The following is a 21,756-nucleotide window of genomic DNA, read 5'->3' as shown; positions in this document are numbered from 1 at the left end:
AAAACAAAAAGCCCGGCGCGCGCGCCGGGCTTTTGCGTTGAGATCAATCCTTCGGCCTAGGACGGCGTGGGATAGTTCGGCGCTTCGCGGGTGATCGTCACGTCATGGACGTGGCTTTCCTTCAGGCCCGCATTGGTGATGCGCACGAACTCGGCCTTCTCCTGGAAGTCCTTGATCGTCTTGGCGCCAGTATAGCCCATGGCGGCGCGCAGACCGCCGACCATCTGGTGCAGGATCGGCGCGACCGGTCCCTTGTACGGCACCTGGCCTTCAATCCCTTCAGGCACCAGCTTCATGCGGTCGGTGACTTCCTTCTGGAAATACCGGTCCGCCGAGCCGCGCGCCATGGCGCCCACAGAGCCCATGCCGCGATAGGATTTATAGGCCCGGCCCTTGTACAGGAAGGTCTCGCCGGGCGCTTCCTCGGTGCCGGCCAGCATCGAGCCCATCATCACGCAATCGGCGCCCGCCGCGATGGCTTTCGCCAGGTCGCCGGAATACTTGATACCGCCATCGGCGATGATCGAACCGTTAAACCCGTCCGCGGCGCGGCGGCATTCCATGACGGCGGTCAGCTGGGGCACGCCCACGCCGGCGACGACCCGCGTGGTGCAGATCGAGCCCGGGCCGATGCCCACCTTCACCGTGTCCGCGCCCACATCAAACAGGGCGCGCGCGCCGTCATAGGTCGCCACATTGCCGGCGATCACCTGGGTGGCGTTCGAAGCCGCCTTGATACGCTTGACCTGTTCGAGCACCGAGGCGGACATGCCGTGCGCGGTGTCGATGACAACCGCATCCACGCCAGCGTCGATCAGCGCTTCGGCGCGTTCGAACCCGGCATCGCCCACGGTGGAGGCGGCGGCGACGCGCAGACGGCCATGCTCGTCCTTGGCCGCGTTGGGATAGGCTTCCGCCTTGATCATGTCCTTGACGGTCATGAGGCCCACGCAATGGCCTTCATCATCAACGACCAGCAGGCGCTCGATGCGGTGCTTGTGCAGCAGACGGCGAGCTTCACCCTGATCCACACCCGGCTTGACCGTCACCAGACCCTCATGGGTCATCAGCGAGGACACCGGCTGGTTCATGTCGTCGGCGAAACGCACATCGCGGTTGGTGATGATGCCCACCAGCTTGCCGTTCACGCCTTCGCCGCCCTCGACGACCGGGATGCCGGAAATCTTGTGGTGGTTCATCAGCGCCTGGAGCTCGGCCAGGGTCGCCTTGGGCGAAATGGTGATCGGATTGACCACCATGCCGCTTTCATAGCGTTTGACCCGGCGGACTTCTTCGGCCTGCTCTTCATTGGTCAGATTGCGATGGATCACGCCCAGGCCGCCATCCTGGGCCATGGCGATCGCCAGACCAGCTTCAGTCACCGTATCCATGGCGGCCGAGAGGATGGGAATGTTCAGGGTGATAGACGGCGTCAGCCGGGTCTGCACCAAAGCGTCAGCGGGCAAAACCTCAGACGAACCGGGCTGCAAGAGCACGTCGTCAAAGGTGAGCCCCTCGCGAATCTGCATGGGGGAGGCCTCCTTGTCTCTTGCGTGGCCGCTTTAGCAGGTTTGAAGCCGAGCGCAAGGCTATTTAGCCGCATCGTGCTATGGATTGCTCCTATAGCTGCGCAAGGTTATGCTTAACCAACCTGAGCGCGAAACTCGCGCACCCCCCTGACAGGTATAAGGAAACTTTGATGCGACGCGTTGCGGTGATTGATGACGATCCGGTCGAGATGACAATTCTGTCAGGGCTGGCCGAACATGTTCGCGGCTCGTTCGATTTCGACCACTACAGTTCCGTCAACCAGTTCTGCGAAGACAGCAAGGCGCCCGGCTACGACCTCGTCTTTCTCGATCGTCGCGTCCCGCCTCATAGCGATTACGTCGAAAGCCTGCCCGCACTCGAAGAATGCGGGTTTGAGGGGATTGTCGTGATGCTGACCGCGCGCCGCCTCGGGCCGGGCAAGCCCAAAAGCCGGCTGCGGCTTCTGGGCCCCTACGAAAAGCTCGACATCCAGGACCCCGAGGTCATGGAATACCTGCTCAACGGGCGTCCGGCGCCGGGGCTCTAGGCCTTGGCGGTCACCGGTTCGGGGCCCGTCCATTCATCCCGGACCTGGCGATAAAGCGGATCCGGCCGAACCTGAAGACGCTCACGCGCCTCCTCCAGCGGCAAATGAAGATAATCGGTCAGGTCCACCGTCATGAAATCGCGCGCCTCGCGCGCCATATGACGGGCGTTCGACATCATGCGCCCCACAGGCCATTGCCAGATTTCCGATCGAATCCGCAAACCGGCGAACATGCCCAGAAGCCGTGAGCCGCGCGTGCCGTTCTGATTGCCGTTGAAGGTCAGCAAAAGCGCCTCGCCCAGGGGATCACGACCATAGCCGGTCAGCACATGATGCAGGTCGTGCGCGAGGTGGAAGGTGTAGGTCATGGCGGCGAATTCGGGATAGTCCCGCTCAAGCTGCGCATAGAGCTCGGGCGCGTTCTCCACCGCCGCCGTGTGCACGCCGAGCGGATCCAGATTCTCGCTGTCGAGATATTTGAGATACGCCGCCGCAAATGTGCCAGGTCCGTAGGATTCCAGGGTCTTGCGGTCGAGCAGCTTGTCAGCGAAGCGCGTGCGGTCCTCGATCTGGCTTTGACCAAACTCGCAAGCGACGAAGCGCTCGAAGATATTGCCCATGCTCTGCCCGTTCACCGCCCGGAAAAAGGCGAAGACATAGCGTGTATCATCCCGATCTCCGACGAGCCCCCAGAACGCGTTCCAGGCGCGAATCGGATTGAAGGGTTCCCACGGATAGGGCGGGCAAGCCGCTGGCTGTTCAGTCATGTCTGTCCTCCCGGCGGTCTTTTCCATACCGCCCTGCATGGGAGTATCCACATATGAATGAACACGCCAAGCAAAAAGTGAACGGCGTTTACCTCTTGGACATTCTTACGGAGCGCTCGCCACGCCCTCGGCAATCAGGCATTCTGACGCCCACACTTCATGGAGGAGCGAGCGCATGCGGTTCATCAAACTGATGGCCCTGATCGGTTTCGTAGGCTTGGCGCCGGTCGCCGCCGCGGACACGCCCGTCGGCGAGGTCGAAACCCTGAGCCTGTCCCCCGTTGTCACCCAGACCGTCGTGCTGGAGGCCAGCGCGGAAGCGGTCTGGGACGCGTTCACCACCGAAGCGGGGTATGAAGGCTGGGCGGCGCCGTTCGCGCGCATCGACCTGGCGGTCGGCGGGCAGATCGAGGCGTCCTACGCCGACAATCCCCAGGCGGGGTCGCCCGACAGTATCGTCATCGAGATCCAAGCCTATCTGCCGCAAGAATTGCTGGTGCTCAAAACCGTGCAGGCGCCGCCGGGCACCATCGATCAGAACACGCTGGATCGTCTGGTGTCGATCTTTGAATTTCAGGCGATAGACGCGCAGACCACGCGTCTGACCGTGCATGGCGTCGGCTATGAGGAGTCAGACGAAGCGCTCAAGCAGTTCTTCCTGCAAGGCAATGCCTGGTCGATGCAGCAACTCAGCGCCTATCTCGCCACTGTGGAGGACTGATCGCCGGCGCCTTGAACGCCGGCTGATGCCTCTCAGTCCTCATCCTCTTTGCGTTCGGGCCGGAAGCCCGTCGCGATCAGGAAGGTCTCCGCGCTTTCAGACCGGCTGGCCGGCGGCTTGTAGTGCCGCACCTTTTCAAAGCGGTGCTTGAGCAGGTCCAGCAATTCACCGGTTGCGCCTCCCTGGAACACCTTGGCGACAAATCCGCCGCCCGGCTTGAGCACGTCGAGGGCGAAATAGGCCGCCGTCTCCACCAGCGCCACGATGCGCAAATGGTCCGTGGACTTGTGCCCGGTCGTCCAGGGCGCCAGGTCGGAGATCACCAGATCGGCCGGCCCGCCCAGCGCTTCCTTGAGCTTGTCCTCGGCGCCCTCCTCGGTGAAGTCGAGTTGCATGAGGATGGCGCCTGCAATGGGTTCGATCTCCAGCAGGTCGACACCGGCCACATGCTCAGCCCCGCGCTTGAGCGCCACTTGCGCCCAGCCGCCCGGCGCCGCGCCCAGATCCGCCACACGCATGCCCGGCTTGATCAGGCCGAACTTGTCATCCAGCTCGATGAGCTTGTAGGCCGCGCGAGAGCGATAGCCCTCCTGCTTGGCCCGGGCGACATAGGGGTCATTGAGCTGGCGTTCGAGCCAGAGCTTGGACGAATATTTGCGCCCGCGAGCGGTTTTCACGCGCGTACGGAACTGCTTGGCCGAGCGGGCGTCACCGCCCTTGGTGACCGGACCGGACCGGCGGCGGCGGCGTTCGGGTTCCCCCTCGCCGTTGTCGTCATCCTTGCTCATGGCCGTCTCTCTTCTCAGATTGTGGGCTCGCTGCGTCCGAGCGCTTGCCCGCGCCGCGGCGGCCGCGCCGACGCTTGGGCCGCATCAGGTTCAGTAACATGCCTTCACGCAAGCCCCGATCCCCGACCCGCACGCGTTCCGTCGGCCAGGCTTCCATCACCGCTTCATAAATGGCGCAACCGGCCAGCACCAGATCAGCGCGGTCATGGCCGATACAGCCCTCTCGCGCGCGACCGGCGCGATCCTGCGTCGCCAGACGCTGGCAGGCGATATGGGCCTCTTCAGAGGTCATCCACATGCCGTCCACCTTGTCGCGCATATAGCGGGTCAGGTTGAGATGCACGCCAGCCACCGAGGTGACCGTGCCGGACGTGCCCACCATATGAGCACGGCCCGACTCGAATACGGGCCTCAAACGCCGCGCGCCCTTGGGCGGCTTGAGATGCTTGCGGGCGAAGGCTTTCATCTGGCCGTACCATTCAGCGCGGCCCGCATCATCGGCGTTCTTGGGTTCCGGAAACCGTTCGGACAGGGTCACCACGCCCAGAGGCATGGACGACCAGCCCCGCAGCGGCGGACGCCCGCCGCTCTCATAGCCGCCGCGATTGCGCCACTCGGCCAGATCCACCCAGCACAGCTCTGTGGAGCCGCCGCCAATATCGACGACCACCGCCGCGTCCATGCTTTCATCAAGCAGGTCGAGGCTGCCCTGCACGGCCAGACGCGCTTCCTCCTCCGGTCCGATAATTTCCATATCGAGCCCGGTTTCGGATTTCACCCGTTCAAGGAAGACTTCGCCATTCTTGGCTTGTCGGCAGGCCTCGGTGGCGATGGCGCGCAGCTTGGTGACGTTGCGGCGCTTGATGCGGTCCGCACACACGCCCAGCGCTTCAACGGCGCGATCCATGGCCGCTTCGGACAGCTCTCCAGATGCCGTGATACCCTCGCCCAGACGGACGATGCGGGAATAGGCGTCGACCACACGGAAACCGCCCCGCGTGCGCCGCGCCAAGAGCATGCGGCAATTGTTCGTGCCCAGATCGATGGCCCCGTAAACGGGATCCTGGCGGGCGGGTTTCCGACCTCGATTCGGGCGCTGGCGCGCTGGCTCTGAGCCGGCCGCGTCCTTCGCCATGGTGTTCGTCCTCATCGCGCCCGCGAAACGCATGCAGCGCGCCGGGATCCGGCGACGGCCAACACGCAAGTGGCGGGCGATCCTTCAGTTTGACGTTAAGGATAGCTCGCCTTTCACGCTTGTGAAAGCGCAGAACCCGGTTGTGACAGTGTCAGGCACTGGAATTGCATGCGCTGGCTACTACATTGACGGTCCCGAAAACAGGAGGTCCGCCTTGCGTGAGGCCAAGTTCACAATTGGTGATGTGGTGCGCCACAGGCTCTTCCCGTTCCGGGGAGTGATCTTTGACGTGGATCCGGTGTTTGCGAACACCGAGGAATGGTGGCTGTCCATTCCAGAATCCCTGCGACCGGAAAAGGACCAGCCCTTCTACCACCTGCTCGCGGAAAACGAGGACGGCCATTACGAAGCCTATGTCTCCGAAGGCAATCTTCTACCAGACGCGGAGAACGGCGCAGTAGGTCATCCCGACACGATCGAGATCTTCGAAGGCTTTGACGGCAAGCGCTACACGTTGAAGACGGGCGGCTTCTCCACGAACTGAGCGCTCTCGCCTGAGCCGCCAAAACAAACGCCCGGATGAAACATCCGGGCGTTTGCTTGTCGAACCAGTATGAAGGCTAGCCCTCGTAGCGAACCACTTTCTGTTCGATGGCGCCGAAGATGGACTTGCCATCCTTGTCCAGCATCTCGATGCGCACGGTGTCGCCCGGCGTCATGAACGGGGTCTTCGCCGCGCCGTCATAGATCGTTTCGATCATGCGGATCTCGGCGATGCAGGAATAGCCCTTGCCGCCTTCGGCAACCGGCTTGCCGGGCCCGTCATCAAGCTTGTTGGAGATGGTGCCAGAGCCGACAATGGAGCCCGCCGACAGCGGACGGGTCTTGGCGGCGTGTGCGACCAGCTGAGCGAAGTCGAAGGTCATGTCGACCGCGCATTCAGGCTCGCCGAACTTGTCGCCGTTCAGCCACGAATGCAGCGGCAGGTGCACCTTGCGGCCATCCCAGGCATCCCCCAGCTCGTCCGGGGTGACAGCCACCGGAGAGAAGGCGCTCGGCGGCTTGGACTGAAAGAAGCCAAAGCCCTTGGCCAGTTCTCCGGGGATCAGACCACGGAAGGACACGTCATTGACCAGCATCACCAGGCGGATTTCCTTGGCGGCGTCATCCGCGCTCAGCCCGGCCGGACCATCGCCTGTAATCACGGCGACTTCGGCTTCAAAGTCACAGCCCCAGCTGTCATCGCCCAGCGGAATGTCCTGACGCGGCGCCAGGAATTTGTCCGAGCCGCCCTGATACATCAGCGGGTCGGTCCAGAAGCTGTCCGGCAATTCCGCGCCACGCGCCTTGCGCACCAGCTCCACGTGATTGACATAGGCCGACCCGTCCGCCCACTGGAACGCCCGCGGCAGGGGAGACAGGGCGTCACGCTCATGGAAGCGCTCGCGCGGAATGGCTTCGCGCTCCAGTTCCTCGGCGAGGCTGCGCAAGGCCGGCTCCTTGTCCTCCCACTCGTCAAGCGCCGCCTGCAAGGTCGGCGCGATGTGACTGGCGTCCGCACACCAGGCGAGGTCCTTGGACACGACCACCAGGCGGCCGTCGCGTTTTCCATTGTTCAGCGTCGCGAGTTTCATGACTCTATCCTTTGTAGGTAGGTGATCTGTTGCGCCGTCATCCCAGAAGGGCGGGCGCGACAGGGGCGTCAGACGGGGTGTCGGCGTGAAGCCCGTAGCTCCACTCGATGATACGGTCCAGATCAGGGCCGAGCGACCGCGCGATCTGTTCATTTTGCTCGGCACGACTTGCGGCGGCGAAGCCTTGCTCGGGCGCCTTGGCGTTGCGGGACATCTTGGGTCCGCTGGCGGCTTGTGCAATCTGTGCAGCAGTCAGATCGAGCTCCAGAAACTCCGCCACCCGGGCCAGCACGGGCTCGGGCCTGGCGATGAAGGCGTCCCCGTCGAGCCATGCCACCCGTCCAGAGCCCTCGCCTTGGGACAGGGCGTTCATTTCCGCAATCTGCATGTGCCAGACCAGGGCGGCGATTTGCAGATCGGTCAATCGCAGACGGTCGATTTCGCTGATCGAAAGCGCCCGACCATCCATGGCGAAAACCGTATACATGAAGCGTGCAAACGCGCGTCCGGCTTCGCCCTTTTTCACGATCGACACAAGGAAGGCCCGAAGCGACGACGTCAGAAGGATCGCCTTGCTGGACGGGCTGGCCGCCATCGCATCGCTCATCAGGTTGTTGGCGAGATTGGTCGGCTTGATTACCGCGCGCTCACCCGCGTCATAGCCGCGAGACAGCCAATTGAGCACGGCGGGCAAGACGCCCGAGACGCCCTGCCCCTGCCGTTTGAGATTGGCGAGCGTCATCAACATGTCCGGCTCTCGCACGCCCAGCGCCGCACCCTCATGGTCCAGCACGCCAGCGAGCAGTGTCGAGCAACAGAAGGCACTGTGCCAGATAAAGGCCGGCGGCGCGCTTTTTGGGGCGTGGCTGACCATGTTCTGAACGCTCAACGCGGCCAGCTCGTCATGCGGCTGACGCCATCTCTGATCCAGAAACGGAGCCTCACTCAGCCGGTCGCGATCGGCGCGGATGAAGATCGCCTCGGTCCCGGTCTGATCAAAGCGGTCGAGCCGCCAGGCCGGGTCCAGATACACATCAGATGACGTCATGCCGGTGTTCAGCCCTTTGGCTTCCAGCTGTTCACATAATCCAGATTTTCAACGCGCGAAGCCCCCTCGCCCACATCGAGCGGGTCGCGGGTGTCGATCATCACGGCGTATTCGTCGGTCGCCGGTTTCTTCTGCTCGAGCATATTGGCCAGCGCCTTGGGGTGCGGGCCGTGGGTGAAGCCGGCCGGGTGGAAGGTCATCATGCCCGCATCGATATTGTCGCGGCTGAAGAAGTCGCCGGCATGGTAGAACAGCACTTCATCATAGTCGTCATTATTGTGGAAGAACGGCACCTTCAGCGCACCCGGATCGGTTTCGAACGGACGCGGGGCGAAGGTGCACACCACAAAACGATCCGACAGGAAGGTCGTGTGCGCGCTCGGCGGCAAGTGGTAGCGGTGGCTCATCAGCGGCCGGATATGGCGCACATTCAGGCGCACCGGGTGCAATTCGCCATGCCAGCCCACCGCATCCAGCGGATTATAGGGATAGGTGATGGTGGAGACCTGACCGCGTTTCTTGATCAGCACCTTCCATTCGTGATCCTCGTCCGCCTGTTGCGCCTTGAAGGCGTCATCCATGGCGGGCACGTCGAACATGGCCGGGTCGAACACGGCGTGCGGGCCGACCAGCCCCTTGTCCGGCAGGGTGTAGTGGGTGTTGGTGGCTTCCACCATCAGCACCAGGGTCGGCCCGGACGGCGACAGACGCCACAGGGTCCCGCGCGGCAGGACGATGTAGTCGCCCGCCTCGTATTCCAGATGGCCGAAATCGCAGAACAGCGAGCCCGCGCCGCGATGGATGAACAGGAGCTGGTCGCCATCGGCATTGCGCGCCAGCGTAGTCATCGGCTCGGCCAGCGACCAGAACCGGATATCGGTGGCGTTGTTGTAAAGGACCGATGCGGCGCTCCAGGGCGAGCTTTCCGCCTGGCCCAGCTTGTTCAGATCAAACGCACGCGGCTGCAGCGGGCCTTCGAAGTCCACCCAGCTCGTGGGCGGGCGCTTGTGGTGCAGGAAAGCGGCGGGACCGAAGAACCCCTCCTTGCTCATCTCCCGCTCATAGGTGCCTTCGGGCATGTCGGCATGAGCCTGACGCGAGGCATTGCCTTCCACACGAGATGCGTAAATCCATTTGCGAGCCATGAGGCGCTCCCTGACTGGCGAAAACCATATATCGAACAAGTTAGTTACATTTGAAACTAAATGAAAGAGGGCCGCGATGCGTTTCGACGATCCGCTTGACACCGTTGAACCGGACGGCAGGCTGAACCAAAGAGCGGGGTGCCTCATGACAGATCAAGACAAAGACGATGACGAGCGCAGACAGATGAGCCTGCCGCTGCGCGCCGGACTGGCCGTTCTCGCCGCTCTGATCGCCGGTTTGTTCGCCCATCAAGCCATCAGCGACCCGATCTCCACCACGATCGCGGTGATTTTCGTCGGCGTCGGCGTGTTCCTCACCATCGGGCGTAGCGGCGATGGTGTGGACGGCGGGGGTGGCGGCGATGGCGGAGGCGGCTAACCGCTCCGCCCTATCCGTTGAACGGTCTGGCTGGCATGCGCGGTGTCATCGAGGCCTGACCGCCGCAGTTCGGCGCCCCTGCACCCATGGCAGAATGGCAAACAGGATCTGTCCGCCCAGCCCCAAAGCGCCTTCAAGCGTGGCCCAGTGACGGATCTGGTCCGTGAGACTGCGATCAAACGCCAAATCGGCAAGACTGAATTCCGCGATCATCAGACACATGAACGCGACAGCGCCCATGATCAGCGCGTCGGAAGCGCTCTGCGGGCTGAGCCATCTCGCGAGCCAGCCCGCGGCCAGCCAGCATGCCAGAAGGATAACCGGCAGCTCGACCAGCACCGCGCCCAGCGCGCCCAACACAGGCGCGACCAGCAGGACGCGAATGCTGCCCAGAACAAATCCGATGGCGAAAACAATCGCGAAATAGACCAGACCGGCAAGCGCGGCCCGCGCCATCATGCCTACTCTTCATCCCCATAGATCGACACCACGGGCGCTTCACCCGGCGTCCAGCTGGCGCGATACATGCCCGGCGTGTTGAAGGACCAGTGCGGGCCGTCATTCGCCAGGATCACCACCCCGCCATCGCCGCCCATATCGGTCAGCTCGTCCATGATCACGGCATCAAGCGCAGCATCCGGCGTATCGCCGCCCTCGATATAGGTGCAGATGCGCGCCGCGATGTTCAGACGAATGAAGTACTCGCCCGTGCCCGTGGCCGAAACGCCGCACTGGGATGTGGCGTAGGTGCCCGCGCCAATGATCGGGCTGTCGCCCACCCGGCCCCAGCGCTTGGCGGTGGTGCCGCCGGTGGAGGTGCCGGCGACAATTTCCCCGCTCGCATCGCGCGCCACAACGCCCACAGTGCCAAAAGCGTGTTCGCGCTCCATCAGGTCGAGCGCCCCTTCTTCAATGGGCTCGGCTTCCGGGGCGCCCTCGGGGCGCGGCGGGATCGGCAGGCCCATCCGGCGCACCGCGCGCACCATGGAGGCCCAGCGCCGCTCGGTGAAGAAATACGAATTGTCGACCAGCTCGAGATCCTGGTCCGCCGCAAACTGTTCAGCGCCTTCGCTCTGCAGCATCACATGCGGGCTATGCTCCAGCACGGCGCGCGCCAGCGAGATCGGATGGCGCACATTGGTGACCCCTGCCACAGCCCCGGCCTGCATGTCCGAGCCGCGCATGATGGAGGAATCCAGCTCATTGCGCCCGCCCGAGGTGAACACCGCGCCGCGTCCGGCATTGAATTTGGGATCGTCTTCCAGCGTGTGAATCACGGCTTCCACCACATCCATGGCCGAAGCGCCGTCAGCCAGCATGTCGCCGCCCAGTCGGATCGCGGCGTCCAGCGCTTCACGATAGGCGGCCTCGGTGGCCGCATCCATGTCGCCGCGTTCAATGACGCCGGCGCCGCCATGCAGGACGATCGCCCAGTCCTCGGACTCGTCCTGGGCGAAGGCCGCCCCGTTCGCCAGAACCACCGCACACACGCTCATCAAAAGACGCCGCATTTCACTCTCCCCGATTTGTGTTGGCCGAAGAGGATCAGCTTGGCCGTCTCAAGGCAAGCGTTCGAGGCGGAGCGAGTCTCAAAAAATGAAAGGCGAGGCCCCCCGACCTCGCCTTTCTCCGCACGATAGAGCTGTCTGCAGTCTAGCTCAGTCGTGGCTGGGTCAGCATATTGATGCGGCCAAGCGCATACTGGGATTTTTCGCCGAAAAGCGCACTGCGCGAGACCAGGCGATTCAGCCGGCTTGCCGTATCCATGCACAGCTCACGGGCGTGATCTGCAGACCATTCCCCGACTTCCGCCGAGCCCACGGCTTCTTCGATGAGGTTGAGCGGGTGCATGCGCTCCTCAGCGTCATACAAGGTCGCGGTCAGGGATGTGGGCGCGGAAAAGCCCATCACATAGGCCGGCGCGCCCATGGCGCCTTCGAGGATGCCGGACAGATCCGGGTGCGCATAGGCGGAGACCCCGGCGCGGCGCAGCAGGATCTCGCCCGGCCGCGGCTCGCAGCCCGGCGCCGGCTGATGCAGGCCGTTGTCGGACATGATCGGGCCACCCGGATGCAGCTGTGCGTGCACGATCGACCAGTTGGCCGCCCGGGCTTCAGACAGGATGGATGCGCTGACCTGAGCAATGCGCTCGCCTTGCGGGTCCGTCCAGGGACGACCTTCCGCGACGAATTCCATTTGCAGATCCAGACAGACCAGTACGGGAACCCCCAGGCTCATTTTGCTTTCTCCGTCTCTTTGAGCGCAGCCGCGGCTTTCGCCCCGCGTCCTGGCTCCCTCCCCTGTAGCGGCGACGCGCCGCGTTTGACTGATTTATCGAGCGGACCGGGACGATCCCAGTCGCCTTCCGGCCGATCCAGAATGAGCGGATCGGTATCAATGTGAAGCGCCTTGGGGTGGGGCTCGGGACGCCCCTCCATTTCCGCATACGCCCTATCCGAGAATACGAAGACACCCCGGTGCTCGCGGTGAATGAAGCCATAGCGCTTCCAGTACGGGATCAGGTGCTCTTGCACATGACCCACGAATTTGCGGTAGCCCTTGCGCCGGATCAGATCCATCGCCTCGGTCATCATCTGACGCGCCACGCGGCCCGAGCGATGCCCCTTGCGCACGCAGACCCGCTCGATCTTGGCGAAATCGGCGAACCAGCGAATGCGCAGACAGCCCAGCGGCTCCCCACCGGCTTCACCCAGAAGATGGGTCGATCCGGCCAGATCATTGCCGTCGAACTCTTCGTCATAGGGGCAGTCCTGTTCGGCCATGTAGACCAGGGCGCGCACAACGGAGATCCGCTGCATATCGTCCATGTTCCGCGCCACGCGAATGATCACGGGCGGTTCAAACTCTTCAACACGCGTTCCGTCCATAGCCCCCTCCGACCCTAAGACTTGTTGCTGTCAGCAGCCTGGGGCACCCACCCCAGCCAGGCTGCACCGGCCGACGGCGCGTCCAGCGCCGCGGTCATCATGCGTCCCTCCCGGCTCATCGGCCGGGCGAACAGAGCCACATGCGGAAAGGCCCGACGCCGCGCTTCGGTCACAGCGCGCACCACCGCGCGCTTGTCCGCTTCGCTGACGCCCGCCAGGCACCACACGTAGATCGCGGAGGCGCGTTCATCGCGCGCCGTCAGTTGATCAAGGTCGGGATTGTCAGGTGAAAGCCGCCCGTACATCAGGGCTTCAAACCCCAGGGCATTGAGAAACAACAGGGCGATAAAGCCACTGGCTTCACCCTGCTCATTGCGACGAATAAAGAAGCAGCGTCCTGTACGCGCCTGACAATCCAAGACGATATCGGACGATGCGAGCGCCCCGCCGAGTGCGGTCACTGCAACTGTGGAGGCATCTGCAACATCCGAAGGCTCTTCAGAAGATGTAAAGCCATGCCGGGCGAAGATGCGCATGAGTTCAGCGGTCGCTGGCGCATCTGGCCCTTCGAGCCGGTGTTGCTTATCCTGATCGCGCATGAAGCCCCTCATCCAATGTCCTGAATGGTACCGGCACTCCTCCCCTCTGCGCTTCAGCGAACACGACATGCCCCCTATTCATCCGCAAAGCGGACCCGTTCATGAGCACTAAGCCGCAACTGTTTGACTGGGACGATCTGCGTATTTTCCATGCGCTGGTGTCCTCGGGCTCGATGAGCAGCGCCGCTCGCAAGCTCGGCATCGGACAGCCAACCGTGAGTCGGCGTCTGGAACAGCTGGAAACGCGTATTGGCGCCCGGCTTGTGACCCGGGGCGCGGAAGGCGTGGAGCTGACCGATATCGGCGAGCGCATCTGGGCTCAGGTCCAGATCATGCAATCCACGGCGGGGGATATTGAACGCATCGCGCACCAGGCCGACCGCGCGGACGCCGGCACGGTGCATCTGGCAGCGCCTGAAGGCGTGGCGGGCTACTGGATCGCGCGCCACCTGCCCAGCTTTGTGGAGGCGAACCCCAACATCAATCTGGAGATCAACACCCGGGTGGATGGCGAGCTGGCGCTCGAACAGAGCGATATCTGCCTGCAGATGACCGAATCCAAGCGCATGAGCCATGTGGCGACCGAGCTGGGCACTCTGCACTACGTGCCGTTCGCAGCCCGAGCGTATCTGGATACCTATGGCGCGCCCAAAAGCGTGGCTGACGTGCTCAACCACCGTATCGCGGATCTGGTCAGCTACAGCGCCCAGCAGACCCACTGGCCCAAGGAGGCCAGCGCCATCAAGCAGATGATGAACCCGTCCCTGACCACGGACAATTCACTGGCCCTGGTGGAAGCGGTGCGCGCCGGGACGGCGATTTCCATGATCCCGACCTATGCCGCCAAGGTGCAGCCCGACCTGGTCCATCTCGATCTGGGGCTCGAAGTGCCGATCACCTTGTGGATGGTCTATCACCCCGATCAGCGCCGCGTGACCCGGGTGCGCAAGGTTCTGGACTGGCTGCGCGAGATTTTCGACAGCGCCCGCTATCCGTGGTTCCGCAAGGACTATCTGCCGCCCAACACGTTCTCGGATGTGGATGTGGTGCATGTGCGCGGCGAGCGCCCCCGTCCCAAGGCGCTCGACTAGTCGGCCTTTCCGGTATGGGCCAGCGCCAACCGGAACACGGCCCAGAACGCGCTTGAGACAACCGTCGCATACAGCAGCACCACAAGATCTGGCTGGTAAAAGGACAGGCTGCCCAGCGTCGTGCCGAACAGACCGGGCAGAACCCTGAGCAACACCACAGCCAAAACCCCTGACGCCACAAGCGGGAACCACAGGCTGAACAGGCCCGCCACGCCGGACTTCGCCCGCAAGCCGTCGCGCATGGACCAGGCCGCGAACGACGCGACGGCGTAAAGCACCGGCATGACGAGAAAGAGGACGAACAGGGATTTGCGTCCCAACCCCGCACCCGGCCCGCCATAGGGCTCTCCCAGCGCAAGATTAGCGACGCCATAGAGCAAGGGCTCGACCTCGTTGAACCCCATGCCGCCCGATGCATTGACCAGTACGACGACACCTCGACCGCGTGCAGGATCAAGGACGGCGATCGCTTCGGATCCCGGCGTCAGTCCGCTGTGAAAGACATATCCGCTTTCAGTGTCCCGCGCCCATCCGAGCCCATAGAACGGTGAATCCGCGCTGGCGGGGCTGAACATCTCCGCCTTGCTTTGAGCAGACACCAGATCGTCCTCGCCATTGACCATGATCTGAAGGTAGAGCGCCATGTCCGCCGCGCTCGACAGCACCCCGCCAGCGGGTGCAATGACCGCCCCGCCCCAGCGCGCCTCCTGCGGACGGCGCCGGGAGAACCAGGGTTGATGCCCTGTCGCCATCTCACGGGCCGGCCAGCCATTGAGCACATCACTGTCATGCATGCCCGCCGGCGTGAAAATGTGCGCATCGACATAGTCGGCATAGGCCTGACCGCTCACCGCCTCGATGACCGCGCCGAGTATTTGATAATTGGCGTTTGAGTACGCCCAGCGCTCACCGGGCGCCCGATCCGGGCCCGTGCGGGCCAGACGAACGACCTGGTCGGACAGGGTCTCATCAGGATCCCAGATATTGCCCTGAACGGTTGAATAGCCGCTGGCGTGCCCCAGCAATTGACGAAGCGTGATGGGCTCCACGGTTTCAAACACGGCCAGGTGCCGCGAAACCTCATCTTCCAGGCTCAGGGCCCCGCGATCCTTCAATTGCATGATGGCCAGCGCCGTGAAACTTTTGGAGACAGAGCCGATGCGAAACAGGGTCCGGGGCGTGACGAGGTCGTCTTCACCGGCTCGCAATACGCCGGCGACCTCAACCCGGGACTGATCTGAGTTCACGACCGCATAGGCGAGTCCCGGCGTGTCCGAAGCCGCCATCTGCTGCGCGATGAATGCGTCCAGAGCATCCGAGGTCTGTGCAAGTGCGGTCGACCCCAGCGTCAAAAACGCCAGGAGCGTCGTCAGACAATGCCGCATGATATCTCCTCGCTCAGAGCGCATAGTGCACGGCCCCGGCCAGATGAGTAAGCGTCGCTTGGCTCAAAAAAAGGGCTCCCGGACAACGGTCCGGGAGCCCTGATCGAGCTTTATGCCTTCAAGCCTTTACGGCGTCAGGACCACCTTGCCCTTCACGCGACGCTCGAGAAGATCCTCGAACGCCTTGGCGTAGTCTTCCAGCGGATAGCTGGCGGAGACTTGCGGCTTGATCTTGCCCGCCTCGTAGAAGTCAAAGATTTCCTTGAGGTTCTGGGCATTGGCGCGCGGGTTCTGGCCCGCCCAGGCGCCCCAGAACACGCCCTGGATGTTACGGCTGTTGAGCAGGGCGAGGTTCAGCGGGATTTTCGGGATCGGACCCGACGCGAAGCCAATGACCAGATAACGGCCATCCCAACCGGTCGCGCGCAGCGCCGGTTCGGCGAAATCTCCGCCCACCGGGTCATACACCACGTCCACGCCCTTGCCGCCGCTCAATTCCTTGGCGCGCGCCTTGAGGTCTTCGGTGGTGTAGTTGATCGTCTCGTCCGCGCCATTATCACGGCAGAACTGCAACTTCTCTTCCGAGCTGGCGGCCGCAATCACCTTGGCGCCCATGGCCTTGGCCAGCTGCACGGTGGCGATGCCCACGCCGCCGGCCGCGCCCAGCACCAGAACCGTTTCCCCTTCCTTGAGGCGGGCCCGATCCTTCAGGGCGTGGTAGCTGGTGCCGTAAATGGTGGTCAGCGCTGCACCTTCCTCAAAGCTCATGCTGTCAGGCATGGGCACGACCTGGCTGTAATGCACCGGCACCTTCTCGGCGAAGGCGCCCAGCATGGTGGCGGCGATGACGCGATCGCCTTCCTTGACGCCCTGCACCTTCTCGCCCAGCGCGGACAGCACGCCGGCCGCTTCCATGCCCGGCACGAACGGGGTCGGCGGCTTCATCTGATAATTGCCTTCGACCAGCAAGATGTCGGGGAAGTTCACACCCGCCGCCTTCACATCCAGCATGACCATGCCTTCGCCCAGGGGCGGCTCGGGCGCCTCCTCGACGGTGAGGTTCTTGTAAGGTGCGAAATCCTTGCAGACCAATGCGCGCATGAACGGCTCCTCCCTGACTCGTCTGTCTGTTTGAGGGCACGATAGAGCAGCATGCGTGTGGCGCAAGCAACTCCTTAACCGCTAAAGCGCCTGAAATCGGGGCGGGCCGCCCCATGCTGCAGCCCGCCCCGCTTCACCTTCAAGCCATACAGCTGAACGATGCGTCAGTGCTAGAAGCTGTAACGCACGCCCAGCTCCAGGATATGGCTGTTGTTTTCCACATCCAGTGAGGCCGGGATCAGCGCTGAATCCGTCTCGGCATCCTCATAGGCGCGATAGCGGTAACCCGCATAGAACGCGGTGGTGTCGCTGATCGCGTAGGACCCGCCCGCCATGGCCTGGAAGAAGGCCGACATTTCCGTGTCGTCGACGATCTGCACGCCGGATGGGGAGTAATCCACCTTCACCTCGGCCAGGCCGACGCCAGCGCCGGCATAGAGCGCGAAGGGCGAATTCTCTATGGGCAGGTCATAATACCCGTTGACGGCCAGACCGGTGGAAGTCAGCTCGCCCTGCCCGTCCGCGACCAGATCAGACACCGTGACGCCCAGAGGCGCCGAGCCGGTGATCAACACTGCGGCGTCAGCGGCGCCCAGCGCGGACCCGCCCGCCTGGACATCGGTGTGGGTGTCCACATCCGCGCCCTGATAGGACAGCTCCGCCTCCACCCGGAAGGTTTCATTCAGGCGAAAACCATAGGCCGCCGACGCGAACAGGCCGGTGTCAAATTCGGTGGTCCAGCCCACATCCGTGCCCGCAGGCAGAACAACACCCGGAGGCACAGCCACGCCATCGCCCGTCACGAAGTCGCGGGTGAACGCGCCTTCATTGTCGCTATCGGACTGCACGGTCACGCCGACCGAGCCGGAAACATACTGCTGTGCAGCCGCGGGGGCGGAGAGCGCAGCCAGTGCGGCGAAAGACAGAAGCAGTGATTTCGTCATGGGTCACATCCTCGATTGCTGTTGCCGGTGCGACACTCACATCAGAAACTATAGTATCGCATATAGCATATACGATAGAGCTTGGGATTGGATCACGCCCCAGTCTAAGGTTTCTGCAACCTGACTCGCGTCTGCTGGTCGCGAACGCCCTGTGTGAGACCTGCCTATGCCTGCCGCCGTCAAAGATCGTCGCCAAGAACTGCTCAGCCTGCTCGCGCCCACAGCGATTGCCGAGCGTTCCGCTCCTGTCAGCTTGCGGCAGTTCGCGATAAAGGCGGGCGTGTCCGAGCCGACCCTGCGCCATTTCTTCACCGATCGCCGAGGCGTGGTGACCGCCCTGATCGGGTATTTCGCGGACGGCGCGCGTGACTTCCTCGCGGAGAGCGCAAAGCCCGTCTCCCGTCTTGATGACGCGGTATCAGGATATGGCGCGCTGGCGCTGGCAGGCGCGCAAAGCCCGCGCTTTGCTCAGGCGCATGCCTTCGCGCTGGTGGAGTCCATACACGATCCGGAGGTCGCGAAGGTCTATCTGGAAATGATCATCGAGCCCTCCCTGAGAGCCCTTGAATCCCGCCTGGGCCCCAGCGTGGACCCGGACGGCGCCGCGCCGGATCGCGTGCGTCACGCCGCGCTCGCCCTATACGCGCCCACCCTGATTGCGATCCTGCACCAGCAGCTGCTCAAAGGAGACGAGGTCCGGCCGCTCGACATGGCGGCGTTCAACGCAGACCTCACCGACCTGTTCACTCACGGCATGCAAGCAAAGGCCGCCCCATGAGCCCCAGAGACATAAAGGCGCCCGACGCCTTCGCCCCTTCCGTCCAGCTCAATCTCAATATTCGCGGACTGGGCCTGTCGGCCACGCTCGCCATCAATGAGCGCTCCGCCGCCTTGATGAAACAGGGACGCAAGGTGTCGAAACTGGGCCTGGGGCAATCGCCCTTTCCGGTTCCGGACATCATGCAGAAAGCGCTGCGCGACAACGCCTTCCAGAAAGACTATCTGCCGGTTCAGGGCCTTTACGGGCTGCGCGAAAAGATCTGCGGCTATCTGGCCCGCACGCAAGGGCTCGATTTCGATCCCGAAGACATCCTGATCGGTCCGGGCTCCAAAGAGCTTATGTTCCTGTTGCAGCTTGTCTATTACGGCGATCTGCTGATCCCGACGCCGTCCTGGGTCAGCTATGCGCCCCAGGCCCAGATCATCGGCCGCCCGATCCGCTGGCTGCCCACTGCGCCGGAAACCGGGCTCGGGGTTACGCCCGAGGTCCTGCACACCGCCTGCCAGAACGATCCGGACCGGCCACGCCTGCTCATCCTGAACTCGCCGGGCAATCCCACGGGCACCGCCTACACGCCCGACCAGATGCTGGGCATCGCCGAAGCCGCGCGCGAGCATCGCCTGCTGTTGCTGTCAGACGAAATCTATGGCGGCGTTCAGTTTGACGGCCAGCACCAGTCCGCCGCCCGCTATTACCGCGGCGGCACGATCATTTCGGACGGGATTTCCAAATGGGCGGGCGCCGGGGGCTGGCGCCTGGGCTTCTTCGCCTTTCCCAAATCGCTGGGCTGGCTCAAGGACGCCATGGCGGCGGCGGCGAGCGAAACCTACACCTCCGTATCCGCCCCCATCCAGCACGCCGCCAGGGTCGCGTTTGAGGGCGGTCCTGAGATGGAGCTCTACCTCACCCGCTCGCGTCAGGTGCTCGAAGCGCTGGCCCATTTCGTCACGGAGCAGCTCACCGACGCCGGCGCGCAGGTCAATCCGATCCGGGGCGGATTCTACGCTTTCCCCAATTTTGACCCGATCGCCAAAACCCTGCATGCGCGCGGCATCACCACCAGCACCCAATTGTGCGAGCGCTTGCTGGAAGACACTGGTGTCGCCACCCTTCCCGGTTCGGCGTTCGGACGCCCCGAGACCGAGCTGTCGCTTCGGCTGGCCTTTGTGGACTTTGACGGCGAGCTCGCGCTCCGCGCCCTATCAGAGGGGGAAACGCTCGACGAAGCCTTCCTGAACCGGCATTGTCCGCGGGTGATGGAGGGGATCAGGGCCATGGCGCAATGGGCGCGCGGCTGACCCTTCGCTTGGGCGCGACATGGATCTCGACTGGAATGCGGTCCTCACCGCAGAGGGCGTTTCGACCTGGATCCGGATCACGGTCTGGATCGGCGTGGCATGCGCCTTCTGGGTCTTCGCCATGCTGTTGCGCGGCGGATTTGACGACATGTTTGACGTCATCCGCTCGCCCTATGCCACGGCTGGCGAACGGACCCGCATGATGATGCGCCTGCCGACCCGGTTCATTCTGATTGTCATCGCCGCCCTGGCAGGCGCCGCCGGCTTCGCCATCCCGCTCTTCATCCAGGGGGCTGTCGTGCTCTTTCTCTGGCGGCAGGTGACCGGCGGATAGACAAAACCCCGCCTCAACACAGACGGGGTTTCGCCAGCCTGATTTAACGGTATGACTAGGCCGCGCCCTGGTCGCGCTTGGGCAGCACCCAGTCCGGTCGCGGGAAGTGGCAGGTATAGCCGTTGGGATAGCGTTCAAGATAATCCTGATGGAAATCCTCCGCATCCCAGAATGCCCCGGCCGGCGTCACTTGGGTGACCACCTTGCCCGGCCAGAGACCGGACGCGTCCACATCCTTGATTGTGTCCTCAGCAACGGCTTTTTGCGTCTCGTCGAGATAGAAGATGGCCGAGCGGTATTGCGTGCCGATATCGTTGCCTTGCCGATCCAGGGTCGTGGGATCATGGATCTGGAAGAACAGCTCCAGCATTTCGCGATAGCTCGTCACCTTGGGATCAAAGACGATCTCGATGGATTCCGCATGTCCGGTCTGACCGGTCTTCACCTGATCATAGGTCGGGTTCTCGGTCGCGCCGCCGCTATAGCCCACACGGGTGGAGATGACGCCGGGACGACGCCGGATCAGATCCTGCATGCCCCAGAAACAGCCGCCCGCCAGAAGGGCGCGTTCGGTCGTCTCGCTCATTTCACGGCCTCCTTACGGCCTGCCTTCACAAAGTCGATGTAGTCGCCATAGCCTTCCGCCTCCATCTCTTCCAGCGGAATGAACCGTAGCGCGGCCGAGTTGATGCAGTAGCGCAGACCGCCCGCCTCTTCCGGCCCATCGGGGAACACATGACCGAGATGGCTATCGGCATGTGACGAGCGCACTTCGGTGCGGACCATGCCATGACTGTCATCGCGCAATTCTTCCAGCGCCTCTTTGGTGATCGGGCGGGTAAAGCTGGGCCAGCCACAGCCGGACTCATACTTGTCAGCCGAGGCGAACAGCGGCTCACCCGAGACCACGTCCACGAAGATCCCGTCGCGCTTCTCATCAAGCAACGGCCCGGAGAACGGCCGCTCGGTGCCGTTTTCCTGGGTCACATAGCGCTCTTCGGGGCTGAGCTTGGCCAGCGCTTCGGGCGTACGCGCCCATTTCTGATCAGAGCTCATAGCAGCCTCCTCAGCTGTCACCACAATTGGGTGTGACGCCAGTGATGCGCCACCCTGCTCTCTTCAATGTGAGCCGGTTTGGCGATGAGACAAGGGGCTGAGCGCCGGAGTTCAGAGCGCGCCAATGGCTTCCCAGGGAAATTCCACCCACTCGCCGGCGGGCGTCTTGCGGCCCGCAATCACCCCCGAAGCGCCATCGGTCTTGTCGACCAGGGCGGCGACAATGGCGTCCGGGTAGCGCGCGCGCACTTCCTCCAGCGTGCGCCCGCTATCGATAATGTCATCAATGACAATGGCCGCCGCCTCCGGCGCCGCGCCATAGGCCTGCATCCGACCCTGCGCGCCTTCAACGCCATCGGCGTAGGACATCAGCCCCAGCGACACCATCTTGCGAAGGCCCAGCCGGTGCGCCACCAGCGCAGCGGGGATCAACCCGCCCCGCGCCACGCCGACCAGCACCGTATCAGGATCAATCGGCCCATGCCGCTGCGCCAGCTGATCCGCAATCGAGGCGGACAGGGTTTCAATATCTGTCCAGCTAAGCTTGAGCATGGGCGTGCCTTTGGGTCATTTCCGGCCAGCATC

At 63.4% G+C, this 21,756-nt stretch carries 26 protein-coding genes; 8 read left to right on the top strand and 18 right to left on the bottom strand.

Annotated features, from left to right (window positions below; translation table 11 throughout):
* Window positions 1–56: 56 nt before the first annotated feature.
* Complete coding sequence (guaB, locus tag RBA95_RS08700; protein WP_306016462.1) at window positions 57–1,529, bottom strand: IMP dehydrogenase; 1,473 nt, start codon at window positions 1,527–1,529, stop codon at window positions 57–59.
* Between the two features lie 170 nt (window positions 1,530–1,699).
* Here guaB and RBA95_RS08695 point away from each other — a divergent pair, with 170 nt between their 5' ends.
* Window positions 1,700–2,077, top strand: a complete 378-nt coding sequence (locus tag RBA95_RS08695; protein WP_306016461.1) for a hypothetical protein — start codon at window positions 1,700–1,702, stop codon at window positions 2,075–2,077.
* Here the strand turns inward: RBA95_RS08695 and RBA95_RS08690 are convergent.
* On the bottom strand, window positions 2,074–2,844 hold the full coding sequence (locus tag RBA95_RS08690) for a Coq4 family protein (protein ID WP_306016460.1): 771 nt from the start codon (window positions 2,842–2,844) through the stop codon (window positions 2,074–2,076). The genes RBA95_RS08695 and RBA95_RS08690 overlap by 4 nt on opposite strands.
* Window positions 2,845–3,019: 175 nt before the next feature.
* On the opposite strand from RBA95_RS08690, the gene RBA95_RS08685 reads away from it, so the two are divergent.
* The gene (locus RBA95_RS08685) at window positions 3,020–3,565 is read left to right on the top strand and encodes an SRPBCC domain-containing protein (protein WP_306016459.1); all 546 of its coding nucleotides are present in this window, start codon (window positions 3,020–3,022) and stop codon (window positions 3,563–3,565) included.
* Window positions 3,566–3,597: 32 nt separating this feature from the next.
* Here the strand turns inward: RBA95_RS08685 and RBA95_RS08680 are convergent, their stop codons facing one another.
* Both RBA95_RS08680 and RBA95_RS08675 read right to left on the bottom strand, forming a co-directional pair.
* Window positions 3,598–4,353 (bottom strand): RlmE family RNA methyltransferase, encoded by a 756-nt coding sequence (locus RBA95_RS08680; protein ID WP_306016458.1) that lies wholly within the window; start codon window positions 4,351–4,353, stop codon window positions 3,598–3,600.
* A complete protein-coding gene (locus tag RBA95_RS08675; RefSeq protein ID WP_306016457.1) occupies window positions 4,340–5,488 on the bottom strand; it encodes a Ppx/GppA phosphatase family protein in 1,149 nt (382 codons plus the stop codon). The genes RBA95_RS08680 and RBA95_RS08675 overlap by 14 nt, the downstream gene beginning before the upstream one ends.
* A 214-nt stretch (window positions 5,489–5,702) precedes the next feature.
* On the opposite strand from RBA95_RS08675, the gene hspQ reads away from it, so the two are divergent.
* Entirely contained in the window at window positions 5,703–6,032 is a 330-nt protein-coding gene (gene hspQ, locus RBA95_RS08670) for a heat shock protein HspQ (RefSeq protein WP_306016456.1), read from the top strand.
* Window positions 6,033–6,108: 76 nt separating this feature from the next.
* On the opposite strand, the gene RBA95_RS08665 is transcribed toward hspQ, so the two are convergent.
* Genes RBA95_RS08665 through RBA95_RS08655 form a run of 3 tightly spaced genes read right to left on the bottom strand, consistent with a single transcriptional unit; the run spans window position 6,109 to window position 9,315 of the window.
* Window positions 6,109–7,122 (bottom strand): fumarylacetoacetate hydrolase family protein, encoded by a 1,014-nt coding sequence (locus RBA95_RS08665; protein ID WP_306016455.1) that lies wholly within the window; start codon window positions 7,120–7,122, stop codon window positions 6,109–6,111.
* A 37-nt stretch (window positions 7,123–7,159) separates the two neighbouring features.
* A complete protein-coding gene (locus RBA95_RS08660; protein WP_306016454.1) occupies window positions 7,160–8,170 on the bottom strand; it encodes a hypothetical protein in 1,011 nt (336 codons plus the stop codon).
* Between the two features lie 8 nt (window positions 8,171–8,178).
* Window positions 8,179–9,315 (bottom strand): homogentisate 1,2-dioxygenase, encoded by a 1,137-nt coding sequence (locus tag RBA95_RS08655; protein WP_306016453.1) that lies wholly within the window; start codon window positions 9,313–9,315, stop codon window positions 8,179–8,181.
* Window positions 9,316–9,460: 145 nt separating this feature from the next.
* Here RBA95_RS08655 and RBA95_RS08650 point away from each other — a divergent pair, with 145 nt between their 5' ends.
* Complete coding sequence (locus RBA95_RS08650) at window positions 9,461–9,694, top strand: hypothetical protein (protein ID WP_306016452.1); 234 nt, start codon at window positions 9,461–9,463, stop codon at window positions 9,692–9,694.
* 45 nt (window positions 9,695–9,739) lie between these two features.
* On the opposite strand, the gene RBA95_RS08645 is transcribed toward RBA95_RS08650, so the two are convergent.
* The 5 genes from RBA95_RS08645 to RBA95_RS08625 form a co-directional block, all read right to left on the bottom strand.
* On the bottom strand, window positions 9,740–10,153 hold the full coding sequence (locus RBA95_RS08645) for a hypothetical protein (protein ID WP_306016451.1): 414 nt from the start codon (window positions 10,151–10,153) through the stop codon (window positions 9,740–9,742).
* Window positions 10,154–10,155: 2 nt separating this feature from the next.
* Entirely contained in the window at window positions 10,156–11,205 is a 1,050-nt protein-coding gene (locus RBA95_RS08640) for an isoaspartyl peptidase/L-asparaginase family protein (protein WP_306016450.1), read from the bottom strand.
* Window positions 11,206–11,347: 142 nt separating this feature from the next.
* Window positions 11,348–11,932 (bottom strand): cysteine hydrolase family protein, encoded by a 585-nt coding sequence (locus RBA95_RS08635; RefSeq protein ID WP_306016449.1) that lies wholly within the window; start codon window positions 11,930–11,932, stop codon window positions 11,348–11,350.
* Window positions 11,929–12,582 carry a GNAT family N-acetyltransferase gene (locus RBA95_RS08630; RefSeq protein ID WP_306016448.1) on the bottom strand — a complete coding sequence of 218 codons (654 nt, stop codon included), beginning with the start codon at window positions 12,580–12,582 and terminating at the stop codon, window positions 11,929–11,931. Before RBA95_RS08630 ends, RBA95_RS08635 begins: the two co-directional genes overlap by 4 nt.
* Before the next feature lie 14 nt (window positions 12,583–12,596).
* Window positions 12,597–13,181 carry a hypothetical protein gene (locus RBA95_RS08625; protein ID WP_306016447.1) on the bottom strand — a complete coding sequence of 195 codons (585 nt, stop codon included), beginning with the start codon at window positions 13,179–13,181 and terminating at the stop codon, window positions 12,597–12,599.
* 101 nt (window positions 13,182–13,282) lie between these two features.
* Here RBA95_RS08625 and RBA95_RS08620 point away from each other — a divergent pair, with 101 nt between their 5' ends.
* The gene (locus RBA95_RS08620) at window positions 13,283–14,272 is read left to right on the top strand and encodes a LysR family transcriptional regulator (RefSeq protein WP_306016446.1); all 990 of its coding nucleotides are present in this window, start codon (window positions 13,283–13,285) and stop codon (window positions 14,270–14,272) included.
* On the opposite strand, the gene RBA95_RS08615 is transcribed toward RBA95_RS08620, so the two are convergent.
* The 3 genes from RBA95_RS08615 to RBA95_RS08605 all read right to left on the bottom strand — a co-directional run bounded on the left by RBA95_RS08615 (window position 14,269) and on the right by RBA95_RS08605 (window position 17,702).
* A complete protein-coding gene (locus tag RBA95_RS08615; protein WP_306016445.1) occupies window positions 14,269–15,657 on the bottom strand; it encodes a serine hydrolase in 1,389 nt (462 codons plus the stop codon). The genes RBA95_RS08620 and RBA95_RS08615 overlap by 4 nt on opposite strands.
* A 126-nt stretch (window positions 15,658–15,783) precedes the next feature.
* Entirely contained in the window at window positions 15,784–16,758 is a 975-nt protein-coding gene (locus RBA95_RS08610) for an NADPH:quinone oxidoreductase family protein (RefSeq protein ID WP_306016444.1), read from the bottom strand.
* A 170-nt stretch (window positions 16,759–16,928) separates the two neighbouring features.
* A complete protein-coding gene (locus tag RBA95_RS08605; protein ID WP_306016443.1) occupies window positions 16,929–17,702 on the bottom strand; it encodes an outer membrane protein in 774 nt (257 codons plus the stop codon).
* 166 nt (window positions 17,703–17,868) lie between these two features.
* Here RBA95_RS08605 and RBA95_RS08600 point away from each other — a divergent pair, with 166 nt between their 5' ends.
* From RBA95_RS08600 to RBA95_RS08590, 3 genes are read left to right on the top strand one after another with little or no spacing between them, the layout of a single operon-like run.
* Window positions 17,869–18,480, top strand: coding sequence for a TetR/AcrR family transcriptional regulator (locus RBA95_RS08600; RefSeq protein WP_306016442.1), 612 nt, complete (start codon window positions 17,869–17,871; stop codon window positions 18,478–18,480).
* Window positions 18,477–19,781 (top strand): pyridoxal phosphate-dependent aminotransferase, encoded by a 1,305-nt coding sequence (locus RBA95_RS08595; RefSeq protein ID WP_306016441.1) that lies wholly within the window; start codon window positions 18,477–18,479, stop codon window positions 19,779–19,781. Before RBA95_RS08600 ends, RBA95_RS08595 begins: the two co-directional genes overlap by 4 nt.
* Before the next feature lie 19 nt (window positions 19,782–19,800).
* Window positions 19,801–20,115, top strand: coding sequence for a hypothetical protein (locus tag RBA95_RS08590; protein ID WP_306016440.1), 315 nt, complete (start codon window positions 19,801–19,803; stop codon window positions 20,113–20,115).
* Window positions 20,116–20,170: 55 nt separating this feature from the next.
* Here the strand turns inward: RBA95_RS08590 and msrA are convergent, their stop codons facing one another.
* The 3 genes from msrA to RBA95_RS08575 all read right to left on the bottom strand — a co-directional run bounded on the left by msrA (window position 20,171) and on the right by RBA95_RS08575 (window position 21,723).
* A complete protein-coding gene (gene msrA, locus RBA95_RS08585) occupies window positions 20,171–20,701 on the bottom strand; it encodes a peptide-methionine (S)-S-oxide reductase MsrA (RefSeq protein ID WP_306016439.1) in 531 nt (176 codons plus the stop codon).
* A complete protein-coding gene (gene msrB, locus RBA95_RS08580) occupies window positions 20,698–21,171 on the bottom strand; it encodes a peptide-methionine (R)-S-oxide reductase MsrB (protein WP_306016438.1) in 474 nt (157 codons plus the stop codon). Before msrB ends, msrA begins: the two co-directional genes overlap by 4 nt.
* Before the next feature lie 111 nt (window positions 21,172–21,282).
* Complete coding sequence (locus RBA95_RS08575; protein WP_306016437.1) at window positions 21,283–21,723, bottom strand: phosphoribosyltransferase; 441 nt, start codon at window positions 21,721–21,723, stop codon at window positions 21,283–21,285.
* Window positions 21,724–21,756 lie beyond the last annotated feature (33 nt).

The sequence above is a fragment of the Oceanicaulis sp. MMSF_3324 genome, from assembly GCF_030733545.1.
Taxonomy (GTDB): Bacteria; Pseudomonadota; Alphaproteobacteria; order Caulobacterales; family Maricaulaceae; genus Oceanicaulis.
The sequence above is the reverse complement of the archived record's forward strand: the minus strand, read 5'-3'. Positions and strand labels throughout refer to the sequence as shown.

Excerpts from the sequence above, each read along its gene's own strand:
- RBA95_RS08690 (WP_306016460.1), bottom strand. The coding sequence starts at position 2,844 with ATGACTGAACAGCCAGCGGCTTGCCCGCCCTATCCGTGGGAACCCTTC.
- RBA95_RS08675 (WP_306016457.1), bottom strand. The coding sequence starts at position 5,488 with ATGGCGAAGGACGCGGCCGGCTCAGAGCCAGCGCGCCAGCGCCCGAAT.
- msrA (WP_306016439.1), bottom strand. The coding sequence starts at position 20,701 with ATGAGCGAGACGACCGAACGCGCCCTTCTGGCGGGCGGCTGTTTCTGG.
- RBA95_RS08600 (WP_306016442.1), top strand. The coding sequence starts at position 17,869 with ATGCCTGCCGCCGTCAAAGATCGTCGCCAAGAACTGCTCAGCCTGCTC.
- RBA95_RS08605 (WP_306016443.1), bottom strand. The coding sequence starts at position 17,702 with ATGACGAAATCACTGCTTCTGTCTTTCGCCGCACTGGCTGCGCTCTCC.
- guaB (WP_306016462.1), bottom strand. The coding sequence starts at position 1,529 with ATGCAGATTCGCGAGGGGCTCACCTTTGACGACGTGCTCTTGCAGCCC.
- RBA95_RS08595 (WP_306016441.1), top strand. The coding sequence starts at position 18,477 with ATGAGCCCCAGAGACATAAAGGCGCCCGACGCCTTCGCCCCTTCCGTC.
- RBA95_RS08625 (WP_306016447.1), bottom strand. The coding sequence starts at position 13,181 with ATGCGCGATCAGGATAAGCAACACCGGCTCGAAGGGCCAGATGCGCCA.
- RBA95_RS08610 (WP_306016444.1), bottom strand. The coding sequence starts at position 16,758 with ATGCGCGCATTGGTCTGCAAGGATTTCGCACCTTACAAGAACCTCACC.
- RBA95_RS08655 (WP_306016453.1), bottom strand. The coding sequence starts at position 9,315 with ATGGCTCGCAAATGGATTTACGCATCTCGTGTGGAAGGCAATGCCTCG.
- RBA95_RS08640 (WP_306016450.1), bottom strand. The coding sequence starts at position 11,205 with ATGCGGCGTCTTTTGATGAGCGTGTGTGCGGTGGTTCTGGCGAACGGG.
- RBA95_RS08620 (WP_306016446.1), top strand. The coding sequence starts at position 13,283 with ATGAGCACTAAGCCGCAACTGTTTGACTGGGACGATCTGCGTATTTTC.
- RBA95_RS08665 (WP_306016455.1), bottom strand. The coding sequence starts at position 7,122 with ATGAAACTCGCGACGCTGAACAATGGAAAACGCGACGGCCGCCTGGTG.
- RBA95_RS08685 (WP_306016459.1), top strand. The coding sequence starts at position 3,020 with ATGCGGTTCATCAAACTGATGGCCCTGATCGGTTTCGTAGGCTTGGCG.
- RBA95_RS08615 (WP_306016445.1), bottom strand. The coding sequence starts at position 15,657 with ATGCGGCATTGTCTGACGACGCTCCTGGCGTTTTTGACGCTGGGGTCG.
- RBA95_RS08645 (WP_306016451.1), bottom strand. The coding sequence starts at position 10,153 with ATGATGGCGCGGGCCGCGCTTGCCGGTCTGGTCTATTTCGCGATTGTT.
- RBA95_RS08660 (WP_306016454.1), bottom strand. The coding sequence starts at position 8,170 with ATGACGTCATCTGATGTGTATCTGGACCCGGCCTGGCGGCTCGACCGC.
- RBA95_RS08680 (WP_306016458.1), bottom strand. The coding sequence starts at position 4,353 with ATGAGCAAGGATGACGACAACGGCGAGGGGGAACCCGAACGCCGCCGC.
- RBA95_RS08695 (WP_306016461.1), top strand. The coding sequence starts at position 1,700 with ATGCGACGCGTTGCGGTGATTGATGACGATCCGGTCGAGATGACAATT.
- RBA95_RS08575 (WP_306016437.1), bottom strand. The coding sequence starts at position 21,723 with ATGCTCAAGCTTAGCTGGACAGATATTGAAACCCTGTCCGCCTCGATT.
- msrB (WP_306016438.1), bottom strand. The coding sequence starts at position 21,171 with ATGAGCTCTGATCAGAAATGGGCGCGTACGCCCGAAGCGCTGGCCAAG.
- RBA95_RS08650 (WP_306016452.1), top strand. The coding sequence starts at position 9,461 with ATGACAGATCAAGACAAAGACGATGACGAGCGCAGACAGATGAGCCTG.
- RBA95_RS08630 (WP_306016448.1), bottom strand. The coding sequence starts at position 12,582 with ATGGACGGAACGCGTGTTGAAGAGTTTGAACCGCCCGTGATCATTCGC.
- RBA95_RS08635 (WP_306016449.1), bottom strand. The coding sequence starts at position 11,932 with ATGAGCCTGGGGGTTCCCGTACTGGTCTGTCTGGATCTGCAAATGGAA.
- RBA95_RS08590 (WP_306016440.1), top strand. The coding sequence starts at position 19,801 with ATGGATCTCGACTGGAATGCGGTCCTCACCGCAGAGGGCGTTTCGACC.